Here is a 24,672-nt window from a genome sequence, read left to right as displayed (position 1 = left end):
TTCAGGACACTGCCCCCGCAAGGGTTTTGGCGGCAGAGGCCGCGACACTGGTCTTGCGATGGGCAATCCCCACGCGGCGGCTGACGTCGGCCGCCTCGCGCAGGGTGCAGATGGTGATCCGGTCGGAGGCTTGCGCATAGGAGAGCGGAACCAGAGCCACGCCCAGGCCTGCGGCAACCAGGTCCAATAGCTGCGCATCGTGAAGCGCCTGCGCCGAGATCATCAGCCTGCCCTCCCCTGCCGCGCGGAACAGATCTGCGGAGGGGCAATAGGGGCGTGAAATCATCTGCATCTGTGCCAGATCCTGCAAGGTCAACTCGGCACGAAGGCTAAGGGGATGCCCCACCGGCAGCGCCACCCCATAGCCTTCGTCCCATAGCCCGACAAACCCCATCCCATCAGGTGTACAGGCCTCGGAGCAGAGCACCACATCAGCAAGTTCGGGCGTATCGGTGAACTGGAAGACCACGCCGTCCTTTTCTCTCGCAAGGCGATGAAACCCGGCCTGAAACGGCTCCATCAGCACATCGGGGCAGCAGTGTACCCGCAACTGAGGACGCACGCGCTGTTTCAGGCGGTCCTCCATCTGCTGCAGCTGTGACAGGATCACGCCGCATTGTGCGTATAGCTCGCGCCCCAGATCGGTGGGGACCAGCCCGGCGGGACCACGTTGAAACAGCGGGCCGCCATAATGGGTCTCAAGCCGGGCAATCGCCGCTGAAACCGACGGTTGGCGCACCTCGTTGAGACGTGCCGCAGCACTGAAGGTTCCGGTTTCATAGGCGGACTGAAAGTACCTGAGGGGCGCGAGATCAAGCATAGATTTTCCCTATACCCACCATAACTGGTGCAGCAATTACCTATAGGGCTCATCCATGCCAAACAAGGGGCACGAAATCCACTGCACTCATTCAAGGAGCCCTTCATGCAACCTGCGGCATCTGTCACCCAAGCCCCTCTGATCGAACAGGTCTTGCGCCTGTTCGAAGCCGGAGATCCTGCGATCCTCACCCTTTTGGCGGAAGATATCGACTTTCGCATCGATCACTACAAAGACGATGCGGACACCGCCTGGCAGCAGGCGCGGGGCATGGGCGCCTTCGGGCCAGTCCTGCAACGGCTGGGTCAAGAGATCTTTCCGCAAGGCACGCGCATTCGGGATCTCACCACGAAAACGCTCTGCGACGGTTGGGCCATGACGCGGATGGAACAGGAGTTCTTCTATCCAAGGCGGAACGGAATGGTGAACAGCGTCACCTATATCATCACCCATGAAGAGGCCGGACAGATCGACTACTTCCGGGAAACCGTTACCACGATCGATACCATCTGACCGCCCGTCCCCGGAGGGCACAACCCTGCTTTCCGGGGTAGTTCTGCTGGTCTCAGTCGCCCCAGAAGGCGCGAACCGCGGCAGCGGTTTCCGCCGGGTGGGTGATCGATACCATATGCCCTGCACCCGCGATCACCTCGGAGCGGGCGTTGGGCAGACGCTGTGCCAGGCCTTCGTTGACCACGGCAATCACCGGCTGCGTCTCGCTGCCGCGCAGCAGCAGCACCGGCACATCCAGCCCCTGCAGCACGCCGGGGCGCAACACGCCCGGCCGATCCTGATAGACCGCCGCATCGCAGGCGGGAACGATATGGATCGCCCGTGTCATCGCGTCCCGCGTCGCCTCGGGCAGGTCCGGCCAGCGCGGCGCGCCGGAGCTCCAAGCCCGGTTGAACAGCCGTGCTGCAAGTGCGGCATCCCCGGCGGCAAACGCCTCCATGAAAGGCTTGCTGTCGTCCCGAGTGCGCTGTGCCACCTCGGGGTCATCTTCCAGAGCCACCCGGAACAGCACCGGTTCGATCAGGATCAGGCTGCGCACCTTTTCAGGGCGCGCCAGCGCCATGCGCAAAACCACGGTCGCGCCAAAGGAGTGACCGATCAGATCGACAGGTTCATCGGGCATGAGCGACAGCCCCGCCTCGGTATTGCGGTCCTGGTAGTCGCCCTCTCCGTCCCAATCCGGACTGCGCCCATGCGACAGGAGATCGAAGGCGCTGACGGTTACCGCACCCTCCATCGCCTCTGTAAACCCGCGCCAGGTGCCCGAATGCGCCAGCGAGCAATGCACCGCCAGCATCTGTCGCGGACCACTCCCGAAGCTACGGCTGAAAACGGGCTGCGGCAGGGTCTGCACCAGATCACTCATATGGGTTACTGCTCCGATAGATGCCGGTCCAGATCATCCAGCCGATCCTGGCCCCAGAACTTGGCGCCGTCTTCGGTGATATAGAAAGGAGCGCCGAAAACGCCAGCGGAAACCGCATCTTCCAGGTTCTGACCATACGTCTCTGCCCCGACCAGAAGGCCGCTGTCCGCCAGCGCGGGATCAAACCCGGCTGCGGTCAGGCAGTCGCGGATCACGGCATCTTCGGCGATATCCTTCTCCTCGGCCCAGCAGGCCCGCAGCACGCCCTGAACCAGGGCGCCAAGATCACCGCCACCCGCCTTCTGGGCGGCAATGATCGCATAGGACGATGGCGCCGCATTGGTCGGCCAATGAGCAGGCTTGAGGTTCATCGGCATCGCCAGCTTCCTGGCCTGTCGTTCAAGCTCGATCAGGCGGTACTCCTGGCGGGCAGGATGACGGTCTTTCGGAGGGGTGCCCCCGGTGCGCGGAAACAGCGCCATGATATCGAAGGGTTTGTATGTAATTTGGGCAGCATGCCGCTCTGCCAGCTTTTCCAGCCTGTTTCCGGCCAGATAAGCATAGGGAGAAAGGGTCGAGAAGTAGAAATCGATGGCTGCCATGTCGGTTTTCTCCGGCTTAGAACTAGGCTGGACCCTAGGCACATGTTAAGCGGGGTTCAATATCACGAATCTGTCACATTGCCTTGCTGCCCGGGGATATCAGCCAATGCCGACCATGAACGAACCCAAGCTTATCGCTGGGAACGCCAACCTTCCTCTTGCCAATTCCATTGCCCGCCGGATGAGCCTGCATCGCGGGGTCGATCAGGGTCTGGTCGATGCCCGTGTCGAGCGGTTCAACGACGGCGAGATCTTCGTCGAGGTCTACGAGAACGTGCGCGGCGAGGACATGTTCATCGTCCAGCCGACCTCGAACCCGGCCAATGACAACCTGATGGAGCTCTTGATCATCTCCGATGCGCTGCGCCGTTCCTCTGCACGCCGCACCACCGCTGTGATCCCCTATTTCGGCTACGCCCGCCAGGACCGCCGCACCAAGGCCCGCACGCCGATCTCGGCCAAGCTGGTCGCCAATATGCTGACCGGCGCCGGGATCGAGCGGATCCTGACCATGGATCTGCACGCCGCGCAGATCCAGGGCTTCTTCGACATTCCCGTGGACAACCTCTATGCCTCGCCCATCTTCGCGCTGGACGTGCGGCATCAGTTCAAGGACAACATGGCCGATCTGATGGTCGTCTCCCCCGACGTGGGCGGCGTGGCCCGCGCCCGTGAGCTGGCCAAGCGGATCAACGCTCCGCTGTCGATCGTGGACAAGCGCCGCGAGAAACCCGGTGAAGTGGCCGAGATGACCGTGATCGGCGATGTCACCGACAAGATCTGCCTGATCGTGGACGACATGTGCGACACCGCCGGCACGCTTTGCAAGGCGGCGCAGGTGCTGCTGGACAACGGCGCCAAGGAAGTCCACGCCTATATCACCCATGGCGTGATGAGCGGCCCCGCGGTGGAACGTGTGACCAACTCGGTGATGAAGTCCCTAGTGCTGACCGATACCATCCAGCCGACCGAAGCGGTCCTGGGCGCCCCCAATATCCGCATCCTGCCCACCGCGCCCCTGTTCACCCAGGCGATCCTGAACATCTGGCACGGTACCTCGGTCTCTTCCCTGTTTGAAGACAAGACCCTGATCCCGATCTACGAGTCGCTTTACAGCCACGTGTGATCGCGGCTGCCCGGAACGAAACCGCAAGGCCCTGCGCAAACCTCTGCGCGGGGCCTTTTCATTGCCCCCTAATCGACATCCCAATCATCTTCGAACGGCAGATCGCCAATCGCCATCCAGGCGGCCCGCACACGGGCAATACGGCTGTCGGACCAGGTGCGAAAAACGATCTCGAACCCGGTCTCGGTGATGTTTTCGGCCGATAGATCCGCACGCACCGCCGCTTCGGTATCCATATCCCACATTGACAGCGACACATGCACCGCAGGCGGGCTGGCATAGCTTTGGGCAAAGCGCACCGACTGGCGCCGCTCGCGGTTGCCCTGCCCCGTCCACATGGTGCCGCCGCTGTCAAACTCGGAAAAGACCAGGACATCCCCCTGATCGATCCCAGTGCGGGGATTGCGCAGTCTCTTCATGCTGGCGAACGTCCTACTGCTTTTGATTGTTCTAAAGTCGTATTTTCAACTCAGCATAAAATCACCCTGGCACGCAAAAGAAAACCGGCCCCAGAAGGGACCGGTTTACAATGTGTTATCCGCCTTGGCGCAGAACCCGTTACAGGCTCATGTGGGTGCCAAGGGCCTCCATGTCCGCCAGGAGCTTCGCGGCTTCCTCGACGATGTCGTGGGGCTGCTCTTCTTCCTTTGCGGTCCGGTAGGTCTCGCGCGCTTCCTCGATCAGCTCATCCAGGTGCGCACGGGTCATTTCATCCATCGGGATTGCCTTTTCGGCCAGAACCGAGAGAGCCTCGGAGCCGATTTCGGCAAAGCCGCCGGTGACCACATACTCCGAAGTGCCTTGGGGGCTTTCGACCCGCAGGACACCCGGGCGCATGGTGGTGATGGTCGGCGCATGCATCGGCATAGCCGTCATGTCGCCTTCCGCGCCGGGGATCTGAACCGCGCTCACCTGAAGCGAAGCAAGGCTCCGCTCCGGGCTCACGAGGTCGAATTGCATGGTATCAGCCATCAGGGCCCTCCTTAGGCCGCCTCAGCAGCCATTTTCTCGGCTTTTGCCTTCACCTCTTCGATACCGCCAACCATGTAGAAGGCGCCTTCGGGCAGGTGGTCGTATTCGCCAGCCACAACTGCCTTGAACGAGGAAATGGTGTCTTCCAGCGGAACCTGAACGCCGTCAGAACCGGTGAAGACCTTCGCAACGTCGAACGGCTGCGAGAGGAAACGCTGGATCTTACGGGCACGGGCCACGGTCAGCTTATCCTCTTCGGACAGTTCGTCCATGCCGAGAATGGCGATGATGTCCTGCAGCGACTTGTAGCGCTGGAGGATCTGCTGAACGTCAGAAGCCACTTTGTAGTGCTCTTCGCCAACGATCGAGGGATCCATCAGACGCGAGGTGGAGTCGAGCGGGTCAACGGCCGGGTAGATGCCCAGCTCGGAGATCGCACGGCTCAGAACCGTGGTTGCGTCAAGGTGCGCAAAGGTGGTTGCAGGTGCAGGGTCGGTAAGGTCATCCGCGGGAACGTACACAGCCTGGATCGAGGTGATCGAGCCGTTCTTGGTGGAGGTGATGCGTTCCTGCATGGCGCCCATGTCGGTTGCCAGGGTCGGCTGGTAGCCCACCGCCGAAGGAATACGGCCGAGCAGAGCCGACACCTCGGAACCCGCCTGGGTAAAGCGGAAGATGTTGTCCACGAAGAACAGAACGTCGGTACCGGACTGGTCGCGGAACTGTTCGGCCAGGGTCAGACCGGTCAGCGCAACACGGGCACGGGCACCCGGAGGCTCGTTCATCTGACCGTAAACCAGCGCAACCTGCGATTCCGACAGGTTGTCGGGCTTGATCACGTTGGATTCGATCATCTCGTGGTAGAGGTCGTTACCTTCACGGGTCCGTTCACCAACACCGGCGAACACGGAGAAGCCCGAGTGCACCTTTGCGATGTTGTTGATCAGTTCCATGATGAGAACGGTCTTGCCCACGCCGGCGCCGCCGAACAGGCCGATCTTACCACCCTTGGAGTAGGGTGCGAGCAGGTCGATCACCTTGATGCCGGTCACCAGGATTTCCGACTCGGTCGACTGGTCGTTGAACTCGGGTGCTGCGGCGTGGATCGGGCGGGTTTCTTCCGCTTCGACCGGGCCCTGCTCGTCAACGGGCTCGCCGACGACGTTCAGGATGCGGCCCAGGGTGGCGTTGCCAACCGGGATCGAGATCGGCGCGCCGGTGTCGGTCACTTCCTGGCCACGAACCAGACCTTCGGTTGCGTCCATTGCGATGGTACGGACGGTGTTTTCGCCCAGGTGCTGCGCAACTTCCAGAACCAGATTCTTACCGTTGTTGTCGGTGTTGAGGGCGTTCAGGATCGCGGGCAGCTCGTCGTCAAACTGGACGTCGACAACGGCGCCGATGATCTGAACCACCTTGCCTTTTGCATTTGCCATGTGATTGGTCTCCGGTTGTCTCTTAGAGCGCCTCGGCGCCCGAAATAATTTCAATCAGCTCGTTGGTGATCACGGCCTGGCGGGAACGGTTGAACTCGATGGTCAGCTTGTCGATCATATCGCCCGCGTTGCGGGTCGCATTGTCCATCGCGCTCATCCGGGCACCCTGTTCGGATGCGCCATTTTCCAGCAGCGCCGCAAAGATCTGGGTGGATACGCCACGGGGCAGCAGGTCGGCGAGGATCGCCTCTTCGCTGGGCTCGTAATCGTATACCGCCGAGCTCTCTTCGGCTTCGCCGCCCTCGTAGGAGGCCGGAATGATCTGCTGCGCCGTCGGCACCTGGGTCACAACGTTGACGAACTCCGCGTAGAAGATCGTGGCAACATCGAATTCACCAGCGTCGAAACGGGTCAGGATGTCCTTCGCGACGCTCTGCGCATTGGCATAGCCGATGCGCTTGACTTCGCTCAGGTCCACGTGGCCGACAAAATCGGCAGCAAAGTCGCGGCGCAGGGCGTCGCGGCCTTTCTTGCCGACGGTCAGGATCTTGACCGTCTTGCCGGCGGCTTTCAGCTCTGTCGCCTTCTGACGGGCCAGCTTGGCGATGTTGGCGTTGAAACCGCCACACAGACCACGCTCGGCCGTCATTACGACAAGCAGCTGCACCTGATCGCTTCCGGTGCCGCGCAGCAGCTTGGGCGCTGCGTCGCTGTCACCGACCGAAGCCGCCAGAGAGGCCATCACGGCGTTGAACCGCTTGGCATAGGGACGGCTGTCTTCGGCAGCTTCCTGGGCGCGGCGAAGTTTCGCCGCGGCCACCATTTGCATGGCTTTTGTGATCTTGCGGGTCGATTTGACCGACTCGATCCTGTTTTTAAGGTCCTTAAGACTCGGCATTGCCTCGTCCCCCCTTAAGCGAAGTCAGCTGCGAATTCGTCCAGCGCGGCTTTGATCTTGTCGGCGGCATCGCCCTTGATCTTGGGATCTTCGTTGGTGATCCAATCCAGCAGATCCTGGTGCTTGCCACGCAGGTGCGCCAGCATGCCTGCCTCGTAACGACCCACGTCCTTGACGGCGATCTTGTCGAGGTAGCCGGTGGTGCCCGCGAAGATCACGCAGACGATTTCAGCGTTGGTCAGCGGTGCGTACTGGGGCTGCTTCATCAGCTCGGTCAGACGCGCACCACGGTTCAGCAGCTGCTGGGTCGCGGCGTCGAGGTCGGACCCGAACTGGGCGAAGGCCGCCATTTCGCGGTACTGAGCCAGTTCCAGTTTCACCGGACCGGCAACGGATTTCATCGCGTTGGTCTGGGCCGAGGAGCCCACACGCGAAACCGACAGACCGGTGTTCACGGCGGGACGGATGCCCTGGTAGAACAGTTCGGTTTCCAGGAAGATCTGGCCGTCGGTGATCGAGATCACGTTGGTCGGAATAAAGGCCGACACGTCGCCGCCCTGGGTTTCGATGACGGGCAGAGCGGTCAGCGAACCGGCGCCGAAGTCTTCGTTCAGCTTGGCCGAACGTTCCAGCAGGCGGGAGTGGAGGTAGAAAACGTCACCCGGATAGGCTTCACGGCCCGGCGGACGGCGCAGCAGCAGGGACATCTGACGATATGCAACAGCCTGCTTGGACAGGTCATCATAGATGATCAGCGCGTGCTTGCCGTTGTCACGGAAGTATTCGGCCATCGCGGTTGCGGCATAGGGTGCCAGGAACTGCAGCGGTGCCGGGTCGGACGCGGTTGCGGCAACCACGATCGAGTAGTCCATCGCGCCGTTTTCTTCCAGCTTCTTCACCAGCTGGGCAACGGTGGAACGCTTCTGGCCGACAGCAACGTAGACGCAGTACAGTTTCTTGGACTCATCGTCGCCTGCGGCGTCGTTGTAGACCTTCTGGTTCAGGATGGCGTCCAGAGCAACGGCGGTTTTACCGGTCTGACGGTCGCCAATGATAAGTTCACGCTGGCCACGGCCGATCGGGATCATCGCGTCCACGGACTTGAGGCCGGTTGCCATCGGCTCGTGCACCGATTTACGCGGGATGATGCCCGGCGCCTTGGAGTCGGCGATGCCGCGTTCCTTGGATTCGATGGGGCCCTTGCCGTCCAGCGGGTTGCCCAGACCGTCCACAACGCGACCCAGCAGTTCGGGGCCAACCGGAACGTCCACGATCGAGTTGGTGCGCTTGACCACGTCACCTTCTTTAATGTCGCGGTCCGAGCCGAAGATCACGATACCGACGTTGTCGGCTTCGAGGTTCAGCGCCATGCCCATGATGCCGCCGGGGAACTCGACCATTTCGCCGGCCTGAACGTTGTCGAGGCCGTAGACGCGGGCGATACCGTCACCAACGCTCAGCACGCGACCGATCTCGGCCACCTCTGCTTCTTGACCAAAATTCTTGATCTGGTCTTTCAGGATCGCAGAAATCTCTGCTGCTTGGATACCCATTTATCCGACCTCTTTCATTGCGTTCTGTAGGGAGTTGAGCTTGGAGCGGATCGAGCTGTCGATCATCTTCGAGCCCACTTTAACGACGAGACCGCCAATGATGCTTTCATCGACGGTTGCATTGATGGTAACTTTCTTGCCCACGCGCGCGGCCAGGGTCTTGGCCAGCTTGTCGCTCTGGGTCTTGGTCAGCGCCTTGGCAGAGGTCACCTCTGCGGTGACTTCACCGCGGGCCTCGGCCAGGCTGGCGCGCAGCGCCTCGATCAGCGCGGGCACCACGAACAGACGGCGCTTGGCGGCCATCAGCGACAGGGTATTGCCCAGGACGGGATCAAGCCCCATCTTTGCTGCAACAGCGGTGATCGCTGCGGCCTGCTCTTCACGCGTCACCAGGGGCGAGCTGATCAGATTTTGAAGGTCTTCACTGTCAGCCAGCGCAGCTGCCAGGTCGTTGATGCTGGTCTCAAGGCTATCGAGCGCCTTGTTCTCTTCAGCGATCTCAAAGACCGCTGTGGCATAGCGCGCGGCGATGCCTGCAGAAATCGAAGCTGGTTCGGACACGTCCACCCTTCCGATATTATTTTGGCCCCGGTCTGCGCACCTGGAAACAGGCAGCACCCGGGGGTGTGAGTCAGCCCACCGTTACGGCAGGTCATCGAAATCAGCGTGGATGTAGCAGAGCGATCCCCTCCTATCAACTGCCTATAACGGTAACGGCAAAATGACTGAATTAAGTATTTTCAATACCTTAGCAAAACTGCGGCCCTTTGCCCGTGCAACTGGTGTCAAAAAATAGACGTTTCGTTCATTAATTTGCGATTCCTGAACGTCCCAAAACGAGATTTGTTCCCCCTTCGTGCAGCATTTGCGCCATCCGCACCCCGTCTTTCGGAACGCGTGCGGCGCGGGTAACGGAGTGGGAATCAGCCCGATCAAGCTGGCTTTGCCCGCGTGGCAGTACATCGCTGCGGCTGGGATCAACCGGTACCGGCAGCGACCGTCAAGCCGGTTCGCCAATCGGGTTGGACAGCCCCTCCAGCACCCGGATCGGGTTGGACCGCTTCACCCGCGTCATCAGACCGCGCTGCTGATGGGTCTGCTTGCTGACCTCGACCATGAAGACTCCTGCGGCCAGCATCGCGGGCAGCCGCTCCCCCATACGCTCCATCAATGCGCCGGACTTCAGCCAGAAGCGGCGGGAGCTGGGCAAGCGGTACAGCGCCGCCGTGTGCCGCTCGATGGTGAATTGATGCAGCCGCAGCTGGTTCTCCAGCTGGATCAGCGTGTAGGGGCGCCCATAGCCAAAGGGGGTGCGATCAGAGCGCGCCCAAAACCCTGCCCGGTTCGGCACAATGAAGATCGCGCGGCCCCCGGGCCCCAACACGCGCCAGGCCTCTTCCAGCAGGTGCGAGGGCCGCTCCGAAGTTTCAAGCCCGTGCAGCATCACCAGCCGGTCCACCCGGCCCGTATCGATCGGCCAGCGGGTTTCCTCGCACAGGACCGACACATTGGGCATCCCCGCAGGCCATTGCATCACGCCCTGCGGTCCCGGCATCAAGGCCAATACCCGCCGCGCCTCGGCCAGATAGGGGCGCAACAGGGGCGCTGCAAAGCCGAACCCCGCCACGGTCTGCCCCGCCGCCTCGGGCCACATCTGCAACAATCGCGCACGGACCGACGCCTGTGCGGCCCGCCCCAGGGTGCTGCGATAGTAGAAATTCCTCAAATCCTGCACATCAAGATGCATTGCGGGCGCCTGCTGCTTGCGTCACTCTGGGGGCAGTTTAGCAATGAAAAAGCGAATGACCATGCCCCTTGAAATCGTCACCGTTCCCTGCTTGTCCGACAACTACGCCTTTCTGTTGCACGACCGCGCCAGCGGAAAGACCGCGCTGGTCGATGCCCCCGAACCCGCGGCCATCAAGGCCGCCCTGGCAGAGCGTGACTGGGGCCTGGACGAGATCCTGCTGACCCACCACCACTGGGACCATATCGACGGCACCGAAGAGCTGCGCAGCACCTATGGCGCCACGGTGACCGGCGCCAGCGCCGATGCCCACCGGCTGCCGCCCCTGGACCGGGCGGTTGCAGATGGCGAAAGCTTCGATCTGTTCGGCCACGCGGTCGCGGTGCTGGATGTCTCTGGCCATACCGTCGGGCATATCGCCTTTCATATTCCGGACAGCCACGCGGTCTTTACCGCCGACAGCCTGATGGCCCTGGGCTGCGGCCGCCTGTTTGAAGGCACGCCTCAGCAGATGTGGCAAAGCCTTTCGAAACTGGCCGCCCTGCCTGCGCAGACCATCGTCTACTCGGGCCACGAATACACCCAGTCCAATGCCGCCTTCGCGATCACCATCGAGCCGCAGAACCCTGCCCTGCAATCCCGTGTGGCGGAGATCGAGGCCGCCCGCGCCGCCGGTCAGCCCACGGTGCCCTCGTCGCTGCGGCTGGAAATTGACACAAATCCCTTTCTGCGTGCCCATCTGCCCGAAGTTCAGGCCTCCATCGGCATGGAAGGGGCAGAAGCCGTTGATGTTTTTGCGGAAATCCGCAAGCGCAAGGACAATTTCTGAGCCGGCACCTGCGTGATTTCTACCCGGCCCGAAATAAATGTGACTGAAAAATGAAAGAAACCGCTTGAAGACCGGGCTCTATCAACCAAACTCTAACACTATGAGGCCATGGTTGAGGTAGGGGAAGGATGGTTAACGGACCGCCCCGCCCCCTCAACCCAAGACAGAGGAGCACGCCCGTGCCTTCATTCTCGAGCACATTGGAACAAGCCATTCACGCAGCGCTGGCGCTGGCGAATGAAAGGCGACACGAATTCGCAACGCTGGAACATCTGCTGCTGGCGCTGCTCGACGAACCGGACGCCGCCCGCGTGATGCGCGCCTGCAGCGTTGACCTGGATGAGCTGCGCTCCTCCCTGGTGACCTTCGTGGATGAGGACCTGTCGAACCTGGTCACCGACATCGATGGCAGCGAGGCCGTGCCCACCGCCGCCTTCCAGCGCGTGATCCAGCGTGCCGCCATCCATGTCCAAAGCTCAGGCCGTACCGAAGTCACGGGCGCCAATGTGCTGGTCGCGATCTTTGCCGAACGCGAAAGCGATGCCGCCTACTTCCTGCAGGATCAGGACATGACCCGTTATGACGCGGTGAATTTCATCGCCCATGGCGTGGCCAAGGATCCCGCCTTTGGCGAACCGCGCCCGGTCACCGGCGCCCATGAGGCCGAGGAAGAGCCTCAGGCGCAGGCCGCAAGCGAGGGTGAAAAGAAGGAAAGCGCGCTGGCGAAATACTGCGTCGACCTCAATGCCAAGTCGCGCGAAGGCGATATCGACCCGCTGATCGGCCGCAGCCATGAGGTCGAGCGCTGCATCCAGGTGCTGTGCCGCCGCCGCAAGAACAACCCGCTGCTGGTCGGCGATCCCGGCGTCGGCAAGACCGCCATCGCCGAAGGGCTGGCCCGCAAGATCGTGCAAGGCGAAGTGCCCGAGGTTCTGTCGGAAACCACGATCTATTCGCTCGACATGGGCGCGCTGCTGGCAGGCACCCGCTATCGCGGCGATTTCGAGGAACGCCTGAAGGCCGTTGTGACCGAGCTCGAAGCGCACCCCGACGCGGTCCTGTTCATCGACGAGATCCACACCGTGATCGGCGCCGGCGCCACATCCGGCGGCGCCATGGATGCCTCCAACCTGCTGAAGCCTGCGCTTCAGGGCGGCAAGCTGCGCACCATGGGATCGACCACCTACAAGGAATTCCGTCAGCATTTCGAAAAGGACCGTGCCCTGTCGCGCCGGTTCCAGAAGATCGACGTGAACGAACCCACCGTCGAGGATGCAATTGCCATCCTGAAAGGGCTGAAACCCTATTTCGAAGAGCATCACAGCGTGAAATTCACCACCGATGCGGTGAAATCGGCGGTAGAACTGTCGGCGCGCTACATCAACGACCGCAAGCTGCCGGACAAGGCCATCGACGTGATCGATGAAGCCGGCGCCGCGCAGCATCTGGTGCCGGAAAGCAAGCGCCGCAAGACCATCGGCGTCAAGGAGGTCGAGGCGGTCGTCGCCAAGATCGCCCGCATCCCGCCCAAAAGCGTCTCCAAGGACGATGCAGAGGTGCTGAAGGATCTGGAGAAATCGCTCAAACGGGTGGTCTTCGGTCAGGACGATGCCATCGATGCCCTGTCCAGCGCCATCAAACTGGCGCGGGCCGGCCTGCGCGAGCCGGAAAAACCCATCGGCAACTATCTCTTCGCCGGCCCCACCGGGGTGGGCAAGACCGAGGTCGCCAAACAGCTGGCCGATACCCTGGGCGTGGAACTTCTGCGTTTCGACATGTCGGAATATATGGAGAAACACGCGGTCTCGCGTCTGATCGGTGCGCCTCCGGGCTATGTCGGCTTTGATCAGGGCGGTCTTCTGACCGATGGCGTCGACCAGCACCCCCACTGCGTGCTGCTGCTGGACGAGATCGAAAAGGCCCACCCCGATGTCTTCAACATCCTGCTTCAGGTGATGGACAACGGGCAGCTCACCGATCACAACGGTCGCACCGTGAACTTCCGCAACGTGGTCCTGATCATGACCTCCAACGCAGGCGCATCGGATATGGCAAAGGCCGCCATCGGCTTTGGCCGCGACCGCCGCGAGGGCGAGGACACCGCCGCCATCGAGCGCACCTTCACACCCGAATTCCGCAACCGTCTGGATGCGGTGATCTCCTTCGCACCGCTGCCGAAAGAGGTCATCCTGCAGGTGGTCGAGAAATTCGTGCTGCAGCTTGAGGCCCAGCTGATGGACCGCAATGTCACCATCGAGCTGACCCGCAAGGCCGCCGAATGGCTGGCCGACAAGGGCTATGACGACAAGATGGGCGCCCGTCCCCTGGGCCGGGTCATTCAGGAGCACATCAAGAAACCCCTCGCCGAGGAACTGCTCTTTGGCAAGCTCACCAAGGGCGGTCTCGTCAAGGTCGGCATCAAGGATGGCGAGATCGATCTGCGCCTCGAAGGTCCCGGCAAGCCCCGTATCTCGGGTGACAAGCCGCCGCTCTTGACCGCAGACTGATGTATCGCACGCTCCTTGCGCTGTTTTCGTCGCTCGCCGCACCTGTTGCGGCGGGCGATTTCGTTCTCTCCTGGCCCATCGACTGCACCCTCGGCGAGACCTGCCATATCCAGCAATATGTCGATCGCGACCCGGGCCCCGGCGCGCAGGACTTCACGTGCAACGACCTCAGCTATGACGGCCATAAGGGCACCGACATCGCCCTGCCCTATCTCAGCGACATGCATCGTGGCGTGCGCGTGCGCGCAGCGGCGGACGGCGTGGTTGCAGGCACGCGGGATGGTATGGCTGACCAATATGCCAGCAAGGAAGACGCCCCCGAACTGAAGGGGGTCGAATGCGGCAATGGTGTTCTGCTGCGTCATGCGAATGGCTGGGAAACCCAGTATTGCCACATGAAAAAGGGCTCGCTTCGGGTCAAGAAGGGCGACAAGGTTACTGCGGGCACCACCCTGGGCCAGGTCGGCCTGTCAGGGCAGACACAGTTCCCCCACCTGCACCTGTCCGTGCGCAAGGACGGAGAGGTCATCGACCCTTTCCTGCCCGTTTCAAACGCAACCTGCGGCGCCACTGACGCGCCCATGCTGTGGAAACAGCCCGTCGCCTATTCCGCCGCCGGTTTCATTGGCGCAGGCTTCAGCACCGACGTTCCCGATTACGCAGAGGTGAAATCCGGTGCCGCGACCGCAGCTCACGGCGCTGTCACGGCACAGGCTCCTGCCCTGGTATTCTGGATATATGCCTTTGGCGGCCGAGAGGGAGATATCGTTTCCCTGATGATCGAGGGGCCGAATGGCGCCGTGATCGATCAGAAGGTGAACTTGAAGAAGGACCAGGCGCAGTTCTTCCGGGCAGCGGGAAAGCGGCTGCGCGCGCCCTCCTGGCCTGCGGGTCTTTATACCGGCATCGCGCGGCTGATGCGCGACGGAAAGGAGATCGACCGGATCATCCGTCCCGTTCGGTTCTGAGGCAATCCACCCCTGCTCCCTTCGCTCTTAGCGTTCGGTGAACTTCAACTCGATCCGCCGGTTCTGCGAATGCGCCTCGGGGGTATTGGCGGGGTTCACCGGCTGGTATTCGCCAAATCCATTCGCCGCCAGCCGATCCGGCGGAATGCCAAGCGCCTCGATCATGTAGCGCACCACCGACAGGGCACGGCCCTGGCTCAGCTCCCAATTGTCCTTGAACTTGGGGTGTCCCAGCAGCTTGGTACTGTCGGTATGCCCATCAACCCGGATGATCCAGTTGAGTTCTGGCGGGATCGCGGCAGCCACGCTTTGCAGGATCCGCGCCACCTTGGCGATCTCGGCCTTACCCGCTTCGGAGAGTTCGGCGCTGGCCGGTGCAAACAGAACCTCGGAGGCAAAGACGAACCGGTCCCCCTCGATCCGCACCCCGGCCTGGCTGCCCAGCACATCGCGCAGACGGCCAAAGAATTCTGACCGGTAGCGCTCCAGATCCTGCGCCTTGTTCTCCAGATCCTGCGCCCTGTTGGCCAGGGCAGCGGCTTCGGCCTCCAGCCGCTTGCGTTCCTGTTCTTCCAGGATCCGGCGCCTGCGTTCCTCGGAGGCGGCCCGGGCCAGCGCCGCGTTCAGATCCTGACCCAGGTTCTGCAGCTGCACCTGCTGGGCTGCATCCCGTTCCTGATAATCGTCCAGAATGGCCTGCAGGCTGCCCAACTGTTCCCGCAGCGCCGCGATCTGCTGGTTGAGCAGCGCCGCCTCGGCTTGCGCCTTGGTCGACAGTTGCTTCTGTTCTGCCAGGGCCGCACGTGCCTGGGCCAGCAAAGCCGCGCGTTCCTCGGCCAGGGTCAGCTGCTCCTGCGCGCTGGTCTCCGCATCCCTTTGGGCATTGAGCGCGGCCAGCAGACGCTGCTGCAGCAGATCCTTGTCGCTGGCTGCGGCCTGCGCGTTCTCCAAAGCCTCCAGCGCCGCCAGGAGACGTCGTTCGATGGCCGCGCGGTCCTCTTCCGTTGAACTGGTGGCACTGCGGGCCGCCGCAAGATCCGCGCGCGCCTGATCCAGCTGCGCCTCAAGCCCCGCCTGCAGGCTGGCCGCATCGGTTCGCAGCTGGGCCAGATCCGCCTCCAGGGCGCGGCGCGTCTCTTCGGCTGCGGCGCTGATGCGTTCCAGTTGCTCTTCGAGGGCGGCGCGGGCGCTTGCGTGTTCCGCCTGCAGCCGGGCCAGTTCATCCTTGTATTGGGATTGCGTCTGCACCGAGGCCGCCTGCTGACGTGCCAGCTCCGCCTCCAGCTCGTCCCGTGTGCCCGCGGCCTCCTGCCGGGCGGCCTGCAGATCGGCAGTCAACCTGCTGCGGGTGGCATCGGCATCGGCGCGCACCCGGCCGAGTTCCGCCTCAAGCGCACTGACCCGCGCCTCGGCTTCGGACTGGCTGACTTCCAGCTGCGCCAGCACCCGTGTCAGGCGCTCGGCCAGCTCGTCCCGCTCCTGCGACTGAGCGCGGGCGGCCTCCAGCGCCGACAGCGCCTCTTCCAGCTTGGCATCAAGTGCGGCCTTGGCTGCATCGGCTGCCGCCAGTAGGGTCAACGTCTCCTCGGCGTTTTTGCGCTGCGCCTCCAGCGACAGGGTCATAGCGGTCAGCTCCGCATCGGCATCTTCCAGCTTCTTGCGCAAAGCCTCAGCCGCGGCAGCCTCGGCCAGGCGGGCGGTTTCCTCGTCGCTGAGGCGCTCCTTCAGATCCGCCAGCGCATCGGCCTGCGCCGCACCTTCGCTTTCAAGCTGCGCGATCATCGCCTCCAGCGCCTCGCGCCGGGCGGCGGCCAGGCGGGCGGCCTCGACCCCGGCGTCGATCTCATCGCGGGCCTGGGCCAGCGCCAGGTTCAAGGCCTCCTGTTCGCTCAGGAGCCTGCTGCGGCCCTCTTCCAGAGCGGTGCGTTCGGCGGTGAGCCCGGCAATCCGCGCCGCGGCCGCGTCACGATCGGCGATCATCGCGGCCACCTGCGCCTCGAATGCGGTGATCCGGCTTTGCGCCGCCGCCAGATCCGCGGCCTGGGCGTCCCGTTCGGTTGTGAGGGCTGCAATGAGCGTCCGCTGTTCGGTCAGCTGTGCCTGCGCCTGCTGCAAATCGGACTGGGTGGTGTTCAGGGTCGCGTTCAACGCCCCCAAGCGGGCGGTCAGAAGGTTGTTTGACCGCTCTTCCAGCCCCAGCGCATTGGCCAGGGCCTGCACTTCGGCGGACAGCTCATCCAGTTCGCTTTCCTGACCGGTGATGGTTTCGCGCAGGACGAATTGCACGATCATGAAGATCGTCAGCACGAACATCAGCACCAGCAATAGCCCGGTCATCGCATCCACGAAACCCGGCCAGATCGAGGCCTGAAACCGCTGTCCTGTGCGCCGGGACAGGGCCATGGATCAGCCCTCGTCCCCGGAGGGCGGGACGGTGCGATGCGTGCCGCGTGGCGGCGCAAAGGCCTTGACCATCAGGTCGATATCCTTGCGCAGCTCGGCCAGGCTCTCTTGGCGTCCGGCGGAAATCTCTTCAAGGATCCGCAGCATCTGCACATCGATCGAGCGCAGGCGCATCCGGCTTTCGGCATCAAGCCCCACATCGCCATGGGCACGCATGATCTCGGTCAGGGTCTCCTGCCCCACGGCCACCCGTTCCAGGGCGGCACTGAGCGCCTCGGACTGTTCCTGGCGGCGGTTCATGTCGTTGATACTATCGACCAGCTGCGAGAGTTTTTCCTCGACCGCAACCCGCCCCTGGGCGGTGGCGGCGAACATGCCCTGCAGCGCATCCATCTGCTCGGCCATGGTATCGAGCACCTCGGAGACCACGCCGCTGTCACCGTGCCCTTCTTCGCCAGAAGAAAAGCTGACACGGGTAAAGGTCGAGAGCCATTCCTCCAACTCGCGATAGAACCGGTTCTGTCCATGGCCCGCGAACAGCTCCAGCAACCCCACGATCAGCGATCCCGCCAACCCCAGAAGGGAGGACGCAAAGGCCACGCCCATGCCTCCGAGCTGCGCCTCAAGGCCCGTCATCAGGCGGTTGAAGATATCAAGGCTTTCCTCCCCCTCGCGCGGGGCCAGGCTGCGAATGGTGTCGACCACCGCAGGCACGGTGGTGGCAAGACCGTAGAACGTCCCCAGAAGGCCCAGGAAAATCAGCAGGTTGACGATGTACCGCGTGATCTCGCGATCCTCGTCGATCCGCGTCGCCACAGAATCCAGGATCGAGCGGGTGGAGGAGGAGCCAAGCTGCATCCGCGCCCCGCGCGAACGTAGAAGCGAGGCCAGCGGTGCCAGCATCGAGGGCGCGCGCCCTTCGCCCCGGGTGCCACCTGCGGCAAAGCTCTCGATCCAGCGGACCGAGCCGATCAGCTGCACCACCTGCCAGAAACAGGCCAGAACCCCGATGATGAACACCACCAGGATAAAGCCGTTGAGCCACGGGTTTGCCTGAAATACCGGCAGCACCCGCGGCAAGGCCACGAAGGCGCCAAAGCCCGCAAGCCCCAGCGCGATCAACATCAATATGACCTGCCGCACCGGCTGGGAAAACTGGGGCCTGATCTTGCCGTCTGGCTGCGCCATCTTTAGGGGCTCCTGCCGCTTGGTCGTGCTCTTCTCGCGCCTGCAGCCTATAGGGAAAGAGACTGCAAGGCCAAGGCTTTATGCTGTAATCTGGCGCACGCGGGCGGCCAGCCAGTCCAGATCTTCATCATTGAGGCCGATCTCTGCCAGATGGCTGGCGGTATTATAGAGGTATTCGGTGTTCGGGCCGCGCCCGCCCACGGCATGGGCAATGATACGCGCCTGGTCTTCCAGGCTCATCCCGCCGCAATACTGCACATGATCGGGGTCGATCACATAGGTCACCGCGGTGACCAGATCGCCGCTGTGCAATTCCACCTCAAGAGTGCGCTCCAGATAGGCCGATGAGACCAGCTCCCGCTCCCGCAGGTAGGCGAGCGTATCCTGCTCCGCGCCGCGTTCGACCGCCAGAGCCAATCCGGTGCAGCGGGTATTGTCCAGCTGATCCAGAGCCAGGACCAGACCGGGCTTTTCCTCGGTGCCGCGATGGTGGATCGAGCTCATGCAGAAGGAACGCGCATAGCCGTGCAGCGTCGCCACCTCGCGCCGCGCCACGGGAAACCCCGGATTCCACAACAACGACCCATATCCGAACACCCACATGGTCATGGCAACTGGTCCTTTCTGATCCCTGTCTGTAAACAGCAATTCCGCCCGAGACAAAAGAGGCTCTTTGGCATGCGAATGGCGAAATACCTGCTGACCGCAGGGCTGATCTGGACCCTCTACTGGGCGGTGGGCGCCTGGGGCTTGCGGCATGACATCAGCGCCTGGTTTTCAGAGCAGGCCCGACAGGGATGGCTGGCAGAATATGGCGGGATGGATAGCTTCGGCTTCCCGCTGGATCATGGCGCGCGGGTGTTGACCCCGGTGCTTGCAGATCCGGGAACCGGCATTGCCTGGAGCGGCGCCTGGATCCACCTGCAACGCCCCGCACTCGTTCCGGGGACAGTGGCGATCACCTTCCCGCCCGGCTCGCAACGCCTGTCTCGCTTCGACAAGACACTCTCGCTGCAGGCCAGTGACATGACCGTCAATCTTGACCTCGCCCCAGGGGCCGCACTGTCGGTCACGGGCCTGACCTTGCAGTCCGGGCCATGGCACCTGTCCGACACCGATCAGGGCGGCGTGACGGGACACTCCCTGATCCTGAAGCTGCTGGAGGGCGATGTCGCCAGACGCTACCACGTCACAGGGACGGCATCGGCGCTGCAATTGCAAGGGCGAGCAGGGCGGTCGTTGACGACACCCGAATCCACAGAGAACAGGCCAATCGACCTTGTGTTGGAGGCCGATGTTCTCTTTGACGCCGCATGGGACCGGCGCGCAATCGAGCTGCGTCGCCCGCAACCACGCCAGATAGAGTTGACGCTGGCCCAGGTCCGATGGGGCGCGGCAGCGTTTGACGCCACGGGGACAATCGAGCTGGATGAGAGCGGCCTCCCAAGCGGCCAAGTGGCGCTCACGGCACGGAACTGGTCCGAACTGCTGCGGCTGGCCGAGCAGGCGGGACTGCTACCGCCAAGCAGCAAAGCCATGAGCGAACGCATCCTCGGCCTGTTGGCTGACATCAACGGAGAGGGTCAGGATCTGCGGGCAACCCTTTCGATGACGCGCGGGCAGATGTATCTCGGGCCCCTGCCGCTGGGACAGGCACCTCGTATCCTTCTTCCATGACCATTAGGGCGCGCTGGCTGGAGATGCTTCAAAGGCTCCCGCCCGGCTCGGGGACAGTCAAAGACTACCCCTCGCCCGTTGGGCCGAGCGCCGCGCGGATGCGCGGCGCAGCAGCCCGCATCGCGGGCTGCCCGGCCCAACACTGGATATCGTCACAGCCAAAAGGCTGGGGCGCTTTCAGTGGCGGGAGCCCCACCGTCGATCCGCCGCCCCCCTTAGATTCAGGACCCATCCACACGGCACCACCGACGTGACGCAACTGCGGTTTGGGCATGAGATAGGCCAAAAAATAGAATTACAAAGCAACGACTTGAGAAAAAACAGACCCGGCGTGACAGCTCTAGACGCTCTGAAAAACCCAGATGCTAGCGGCAATAGGCCCCGCCGCGGTGACGCGCCACATCGAGATGGAAGTGATCCTTGTGATACCGGTCCGCCTCTGGCCCCAAGACAGTGCCGAAAGGTCCGCAGGCGGCTTTCCAGATCTTGCTCAGCTTTTTCTTCGTCTTGCGGCTTTGCCAGCCCTTCAGCACGGTCACGGTCTGCCCGTCCTCAAGCGTGAACCCCGAGATATCGATCGCCCGTGCCTTGCCGTGTTCCGAGATCCGCGCCCCGGGGCGGTTGTTGCGGGTCCGGCAGGCATAATGGGCCGCCACCCTCAGCGATACCACCTTGTTGCGGCGACCGAAGGCCTTTTCCACGTCGCGGCTGACCCAGCGATTGAGAGCCTTGGCCAGATCACAATGCATCACCGAAGGCGTGCTGAGACGCACACCAGAGATCGAGCGCACACGAACCGCAGACTGCGTGCCGCATCCCGGCAAGGTGCCGGAAACGGCTCCGACCGGTTCTCCCTGAATGTCGATATCGCCGCAGACCGAGCCTTTGCGCAGCTTGCGCCGCTTGAACAGAGCCTGCTCGATCACCGCATCTGGACGCAGCAGCGGGCGCAGCGATTGGCCCAGAGCCGAGGGCTGCAACGCAGCCTCCCCCATCGTGGCCAGGGCAAGCCTCTGATCCGACAGCGGGCGCCCCTGCGGGCGAAGCGGCTCTGGGTCAAGCGTCGCAACACCCTGCTCCGCAACCGGGCGCAAGGAAGGCCGCAGCGAGGTTTCCGGCGCAAGGGCGGCTACCGAGCTGGCAGCCAAGAGGCCGAAAAGGGCTGCCAGCCGCGCGATCATGGTTTCTTGGCCCGGCCGAAATCCGGCGCATCCGTATCCTGGCCCGCCTGGATGATGCCGCGACGAATAGCGCGGGTGCGGGTGAAATACTGGTGCAGATGCTCACCATCACCGGTGCGGATCGCCCGTTGAAGCGCAAAAAGCTCCTCGGTGAACCGGCCCAGGATCTCCAGCGTCGCGTCCTTGTTGGTCAGGAAGACATCGCGCCACATGGTGGGGTCCGAGGCCGCGATACGGGTGAAATCGCGGAAACCGGCAGCCGAATACTTGATCACCTCGCTGTCGGTCACTCGGCGCAGATCATCCGCAACACCCACCATCGTATAGGCGATAAGGTGCGGCGCATGGCTGGTGACGGCCAGAACCAGATCGTGGTGATCGGCGTCCATTTCATCCACATTGGCGCCCATGCCCTCCCACAGCGCCCGCAGACGTGCAACGGCATCGGGATCCGTGCCTTCCACCGGCACCAACAGGCTCCAGCGGTTGTCAAACAGTTCGGCAAAGCCCGCCTCGGGGCCGGAATGCTCGGTCCCGGCCAGGGGGTGGGCCGGGACGAAATGCACGCCTTCGGGGATATGGGGTGACACCGCCTCGATCACATGGCGCTTGACAGACCCCACGTCCGAAACCGTGGCACCGGGCATCAGCGCGGCGGAGATCTCTTCCATCACGGCACCCATGGCGCCCACCGGCACGCAAAGCACCACGAGGTCGGCGCCCTCGACCGCCTCGACGGCACTGTCACAGACGCGGTCACACAGCCCGATCCGGCGCGCGGTCTCGCGGGTTTCGGAACTGCGGGCATATCCGGTGACCTCACCGGCCAGCCCGGCGCGTTTCATCGCCCAGAACATCGACGAGGCAATCAGGCCCAGACCGATCAGCGCAACGCGGTTGTAGACGGGCATGCTCATGCTGCACCCTCCCCGGCCTTAAAGGCCTTGACGGCGGCGGCCACGGCGCGGCAGGCGGCCTCGTCCCCGATGGTGATGCGCAGGGCATTGGGCAGGTTGTAGCCCGCCACCCGACGCACGATCAGGCCTCGCGCCTTGAGGTAATCATCACAGGCTTCCGCCTCTGCCTGGCTGGCGAAACGGGCCAGGATGAAATTGGTGCAGGAGGTATCGGACGGCACCCCCAGTTCCGCCAGCGCATCGGCCAGCCAGCCGCGCCATTTCGCGTTCTCGGCCCGGCAATGGGCGACATAATCGCTATCGCGCACCGAGGCCTCCGCCCCCGCCAGCGCGGTGGAGGACACGTTGAAGGGGCCGCGCAGCCGGTTCAGCACGTCGATGATCTCCTGCGGGCCATAGCCCCAGCCGATGCGCGCCCCACCCAGCCCGTAGATCTTGGAGAAGGTGCGGGTCATGAAGACATTTTTTCGCTCTGCTACCAGCTCGGCGCCTGCATCGAACCCTTCGACATATTCGGCATAGGCGCCATCCAGCACCAAAAGCGCCCCGTCCGGGATGCCATCGGCAAGGCGCGCCACTTCGGCGGCGCCGATCATGGTGCCCGTGGGATTGTTGGGATTGGCGATAAAGACCAGCTTGGTGCGATCCGTGCAGCCCGCCAGCAGCGCATCCACATCGGTGACGCGTTCGCGCTCGCGCACCTCCACCGGCGTTGCCCCCGCTGCCTGGGCGCTGATGCGGTACATGGCAAAGCCGTGTTCGGTATAAAGCACCTCGTCCCCCGGCCCCACATAGGCCTGGCAGAGGAAGGCAATGATCTCGTCACTGCCTGCGCCGCAGATGATCTGCGCAGGATTGAGCCCGTGAACCTCTCCGATCGCAGCGCGCAGTTCGGCATGATCCGAACTGGGATAGCGATGCATCTTGGCCGCGGCCTCGCGCATTGCCTCGATGGCGCGCGGGCTGGGGCCGAACGGGTTCTCATTGGAGGAGAGCTTGATCGTATTGCTCACCCCCTCCACATGGGCAGCCCCGCCCTGATAGAGAGCGATGTCCATGATACCGGGCTGCGGTGTGATCTGGGTCATATGACGGACTCCTTGGTTCCGCCCCGTTCTTAACCCTGTGCGCCGCAATCGAAAAGCCGCAAGATGCATTGTTACGCATCTCGAGCACCTTGCCATCCACAGTTCACAGCCACCTCAATCCGTGCAGGCTCACGGTCGTTCGGCTGCCTTGTCTCCGCTCTGGTTACACGAAATCGAAGACGTCACCCGTAAAATCTGACACCTCAGCGTCGAGAACGGTAATCGTAGTATTCGCAAAACCAATCTCAACGTTGTTGCCAATTTGCTGAATATCAAGCTGACCAAAACGACTTGCACCATTGTAGATCAGAATATGCTCTCGGGCCGCATCAAAATCGGTGATCGTGTCGTGCCCATCCCGGCGATAGAACGCGAATTCATCCACCCCGCCCCCACCAGAGAGGATGTCATTTCCCCTGCCTCCGAAAAGGGTATCGCGACCTGCTTGCCCAAGGATCCTGTCACCGCCGCCCTGACCATAGAGAAGGTCCTCCTCGCCGCCACCCTTGAGGGTATCACGTCCTCCGCCACCGCTGACCCGATCACGAGCCGTGCCTCCATCCATATCGTCATGCCCGCTGCCACCGAATAGAGCGTCATTGCCGGCCTGCCCCAGTAGGCGATCATTTCCGGAATTACCAACAAGAGTGTCTGCACCAGAGCCGCCCAGCACCACGTCATCGCCCCCATCGCCGATCAGACTATCGTTCCCTCCCAGTCCGCGCAGGACATCCGATCCGCCATAGCCGCGCATATAGTCCGAGCCGGACGACATTGTAATCGAGTCGCTCCCCGACAGGGCCCTGGCGATCAGTGCAAAATCATCCGCTCTAGAAGACGTCGATGCAGCGCTGAAGATCTGGATGGCACTGACGGATATGTCTTCGACCGTATAGGCATAGTGAAACGTCGAACCGATGTAATAGCCTTCAAGAAATCCGGTCACCGTTCCGCCCGTGGGAAAAGAATAGTCCGCTGCCCAAGTTACTCCGTGACCGCCAAAGACCATGTAGGAATAACCGTAATAGTAATACTCGATTTCCAGAACATCTTCGTAGGCCACCCCATTAAAAACTCCATACACATTATTTTCAAAATAGAAGTCTGTCTGGTTGGTGATCAGATAGTTGAGATTTAAATTATTCAAATTGAACGAATCATATGCGGTGATAGTAGCCATCTTTCCCCCCAAGGTCAGAGATACCAGCAATGTGTGTTATTCCATATGACAACAACTTGGGGTTCTGACGCAAGAAATTGGCTTTGCCATCATTCTGATCTTGATGTTATTTCATGGTTCTTCTTTTCTAGGGTCAGGATTCATAACCAGTAGATAACGACGGCTGCGAGCGCGATGGCCGAGAGGAAGACCTTGGGACACC

23 protein-coding genes are annotated in these 24,672 nt (G+C 62.4%); 6 read left to right on the top strand and 17 right to left on the bottom strand.

What is annotated here, in order from left to right; translation table 11 throughout:
• Position 1 precedes the first annotated feature (1 nt).
• Entirely contained in the window at positions 2-820 is an 819-nt protein-coding gene (locus tag PXK01_RS15475) for a LysR family transcriptional regulator (protein ID WP_274848634.1), read from the bottom strand.
• A 105-nt stretch (positions 821-925) separates the two neighbouring features.
• On the opposite strand from PXK01_RS15475, the gene PXK01_RS15470 reads away from it, so the two are divergent.
• Complete coding sequence (locus tag PXK01_RS15470) at positions 926-1,333, top strand: hypothetical protein (protein ID WP_274860766.1); 408 nt, start codon at positions 926-928, stop codon at positions 1,331-1,333.
• Positions 1,334-1,385: 52 nt separating this feature from the next.
• On the opposite strand, the gene PXK01_RS15465 is transcribed toward PXK01_RS15470, so the two are convergent.
• Positions 1,386-2,198 (bottom strand): alpha/beta fold hydrolase, encoded by an 813-nt coding sequence (locus tag PXK01_RS15465; protein WP_274860765.1) that lies wholly within the window; start codon positions 2,196-2,198, stop codon positions 1,386-1,388.
• Positions 2,199-2,203: 5 nt separating this feature from the next.
• Complete coding sequence (locus PXK01_RS15460; protein ID WP_274860764.1) at positions 2,204-2,800, bottom strand: 2-hydroxychromene-2-carboxylate isomerase; 597 nt, start codon at positions 2,798-2,800, stop codon at positions 2,204-2,206.
• Between the two features lie 106 nt (positions 2,801-2,906).
• Between PXK01_RS15460 and PXK01_RS15455 the strand changes: the two genes are divergently transcribed.
• Positions 2,907-3,926, top strand: coding sequence for a ribose-phosphate pyrophosphokinase (locus tag PXK01_RS15455; protein WP_274848630.1), 1,020 nt, complete (start codon positions 2,907-2,909; stop codon positions 3,924-3,926).
• A 68-nt stretch (positions 3,927-3,994) separates the two neighbouring features.
• On the opposite strand, the gene PXK01_RS15450 is transcribed toward PXK01_RS15455, so the two are convergent.
• From PXK01_RS15450 to PXK01_RS15420, 7 genes are all read right to left on the bottom strand, one after another.
• A complete protein-coding gene (locus tag PXK01_RS15450; RefSeq protein WP_274848629.1) occupies positions 3,995-4,345 on the bottom strand; it encodes an H-type lectin domain-containing protein in 351 nt (116 codons plus the stop codon).
• A gap of 139 nt (positions 4,346-4,484) precedes the next feature.
• Positions 4,485-4,898 (bottom strand): F0F1 ATP synthase subunit epsilon, encoded by a 414-nt coding sequence (locus tag PXK01_RS15445; RefSeq protein ID WP_274848628.1) that lies wholly within the window; start codon positions 4,896-4,898, stop codon positions 4,485-4,487.
• 11 nt (positions 4,899-4,909) lie between these two features.
• Entirely contained in the window at positions 4,910-6,334 is a 1,425-nt protein-coding gene (atpD, locus tag PXK01_RS15440) for a F0F1 ATP synthase subunit beta (protein ID WP_274848627.1), read from the bottom strand.
• 22 nt (positions 6,335-6,356) lie between these two features.
• Positions 6,357-7,232: a F0F1 ATP synthase subunit gamma gene (locus PXK01_RS15435; RefSeq protein ID WP_274860763.1), complete on the bottom strand. Its 876-nt coding sequence runs from the start codon at positions 7,230-7,232 to the stop codon at positions 6,357-6,359.
• A 14-nt stretch (positions 7,233-7,246) separates the two neighbouring features.
• A complete protein-coding gene (atpA, locus tag PXK01_RS15430; protein WP_274848625.1) occupies positions 7,247-8,785 on the bottom strand; it encodes a F0F1 ATP synthase subunit alpha in 1,539 nt (512 codons plus the stop codon).
• Positions 8,786-9,346, bottom strand: coding sequence for a F0F1 ATP synthase subunit delta (locus PXK01_RS15425; RefSeq protein ID WP_274848624.1), 561 nt, complete (start codon positions 9,344-9,346; stop codon positions 8,786-8,788).
• 439 nt (positions 9,347-9,785) lie between these two features.
• Positions 9,786-10,532 carry a class I SAM-dependent methyltransferase gene (locus tag PXK01_RS15420; protein WP_274848623.1) on the bottom strand — a complete coding sequence of 249 codons (747 nt, stop codon included), beginning with the start codon at positions 10,530-10,532 and terminating at the stop codon, positions 9,786-9,788.
• Between the two features lie 55 nt (positions 10,533-10,587).
• On the opposite strand from PXK01_RS15420, the gene gloB reads away from it, so the two are divergent.
• From gloB to PXK01_RS15405, 3 genes are all read left to right on the top strand, one after another.
• A complete protein-coding gene (gloB, locus tag PXK01_RS15415; RefSeq protein WP_274860762.1) occupies positions 10,588-11,361 on the top strand; it encodes a hydroxyacylglutathione hydrolase in 774 nt (257 codons plus the stop codon).
• Positions 11,362-11,540: 179 nt separating this feature from the next.
• Complete coding sequence (gene clpA / locus PXK01_RS15410) at positions 11,541-13,868, top strand: ATP-dependent Clp protease ATP-binding subunit ClpA (RefSeq protein WP_274848621.1); 2,328 nt, start codon at positions 11,541-11,543, stop codon at positions 13,866-13,868.
• Entirely contained in the window at positions 13,868-14,836 is a 969-nt protein-coding gene (locus PXK01_RS15405) for a M23 family metallopeptidase (RefSeq protein WP_274860761.1), read from the top strand. The genes clpA and PXK01_RS15405 overlap by 1 nt, the downstream gene beginning before the upstream one ends.
• A 27-nt stretch (positions 14,837-14,863) precedes the next feature.
• Here PXK01_RS15405 and PXK01_RS15400 read toward each other — a convergent pair whose 3' ends face one another.
• The 3 genes from PXK01_RS15400 to PXK01_RS15390 form a co-directional block, all read right to left on the bottom strand.
• The gene (locus PXK01_RS15400; RefSeq protein ID WP_274848620.1) at positions 14,864-17,239 is read right to left on the bottom strand and encodes a peptidoglycan -binding protein; all 2,376 of its coding nucleotides are present in this window, start codon (positions 17,237-17,239) and stop codon (positions 14,864-14,866) included.
• A 3-nt stretch (positions 17,240-17,242) separates the two neighbouring features.
• Complete coding sequence (locus PXK01_RS15395; protein WP_274848619.1) at positions 17,243-18,427, bottom strand: biopolymer transporter ExbB; 1,185 nt, start codon at positions 18,425-18,427, stop codon at positions 17,243-17,245.
• Positions 18,428-18,505: 78 nt separating this feature from the next.
• Entirely contained in the window at positions 18,506-19,036 is a 531-nt protein-coding gene (locus tag PXK01_RS15390) for a gamma-glutamylcyclotransferase (RefSeq protein ID WP_274848618.1), read from the bottom strand.
• Between the two features lie 69 nt (positions 19,037-19,105).
• On the opposite strand from PXK01_RS15390, the gene PXK01_RS15385 reads away from it, so the two are divergent.
• A complete protein-coding gene (locus tag PXK01_RS15385) occupies positions 19,106-20,104 on the top strand; it encodes a DUF2125 domain-containing protein (RefSeq protein WP_274860760.1) in 999 nt (332 codons plus the stop codon).
• Between the two features lie 365 nt (positions 20,105-20,469).
• On the opposite strand, the gene PXK01_RS15380 is transcribed toward PXK01_RS15385, so the two are convergent.
• The 4 genes from PXK01_RS15380 to PXK01_RS15365 form a co-directional block, all read right to left on the bottom strand.
• Entirely contained in the window at positions 20,470-21,285 is an 816-nt protein-coding gene (locus PXK01_RS15380; RefSeq protein ID WP_274860759.1) for an extensin-like domain-containing protein, read from the bottom strand.
• Positions 21,282-22,202 carry a prephenate/arogenate dehydrogenase family protein gene (locus tag PXK01_RS15375; protein ID WP_274860758.1) on the bottom strand — a complete coding sequence of 307 codons (921 nt, stop codon included), beginning with the start codon at positions 22,200-22,202 and terminating at the stop codon, positions 21,282-21,284. The genes PXK01_RS15380 and PXK01_RS15375 overlap by 4 nt, the downstream gene beginning before the upstream one ends.
• Complete coding sequence (gene hisC / locus PXK01_RS15370; RefSeq protein WP_274860757.1) at positions 22,199-23,290, bottom strand: histidinol-phosphate transaminase; 1,092 nt, start codon at positions 23,288-23,290, stop codon at positions 22,199-22,201. The genes PXK01_RS15375 and hisC overlap by 4 nt, the downstream gene beginning before the upstream one ends.
• A 163-nt stretch (positions 23,291-23,453) precedes the next feature.
• Positions 23,454-24,470: a calcium-binding protein gene (locus PXK01_RS15365; RefSeq protein ID WP_274860756.1), complete on the bottom strand. Its 1,017-nt coding sequence runs from the start codon at positions 24,468-24,470 to the stop codon at positions 23,454-23,456.
• Positions 24,471-24,672: the final 202 nt, after the last annotated feature.

Origin of the sequence: Phaeobacter sp. PT47_59, from assembly GCF_028890025.1 — a bacterium.
In the GTDB taxonomy this organism is placed as follows: Bacteria; Pseudomonadota; Alphaproteobacteria; order Rhodobacterales; family Rhodobacteraceae; genus Phycobacter.
Note: the sequence above shows the minus strand (reverse complement) of the source record. Positions and strands in the feature narration are given on the sequence as shown.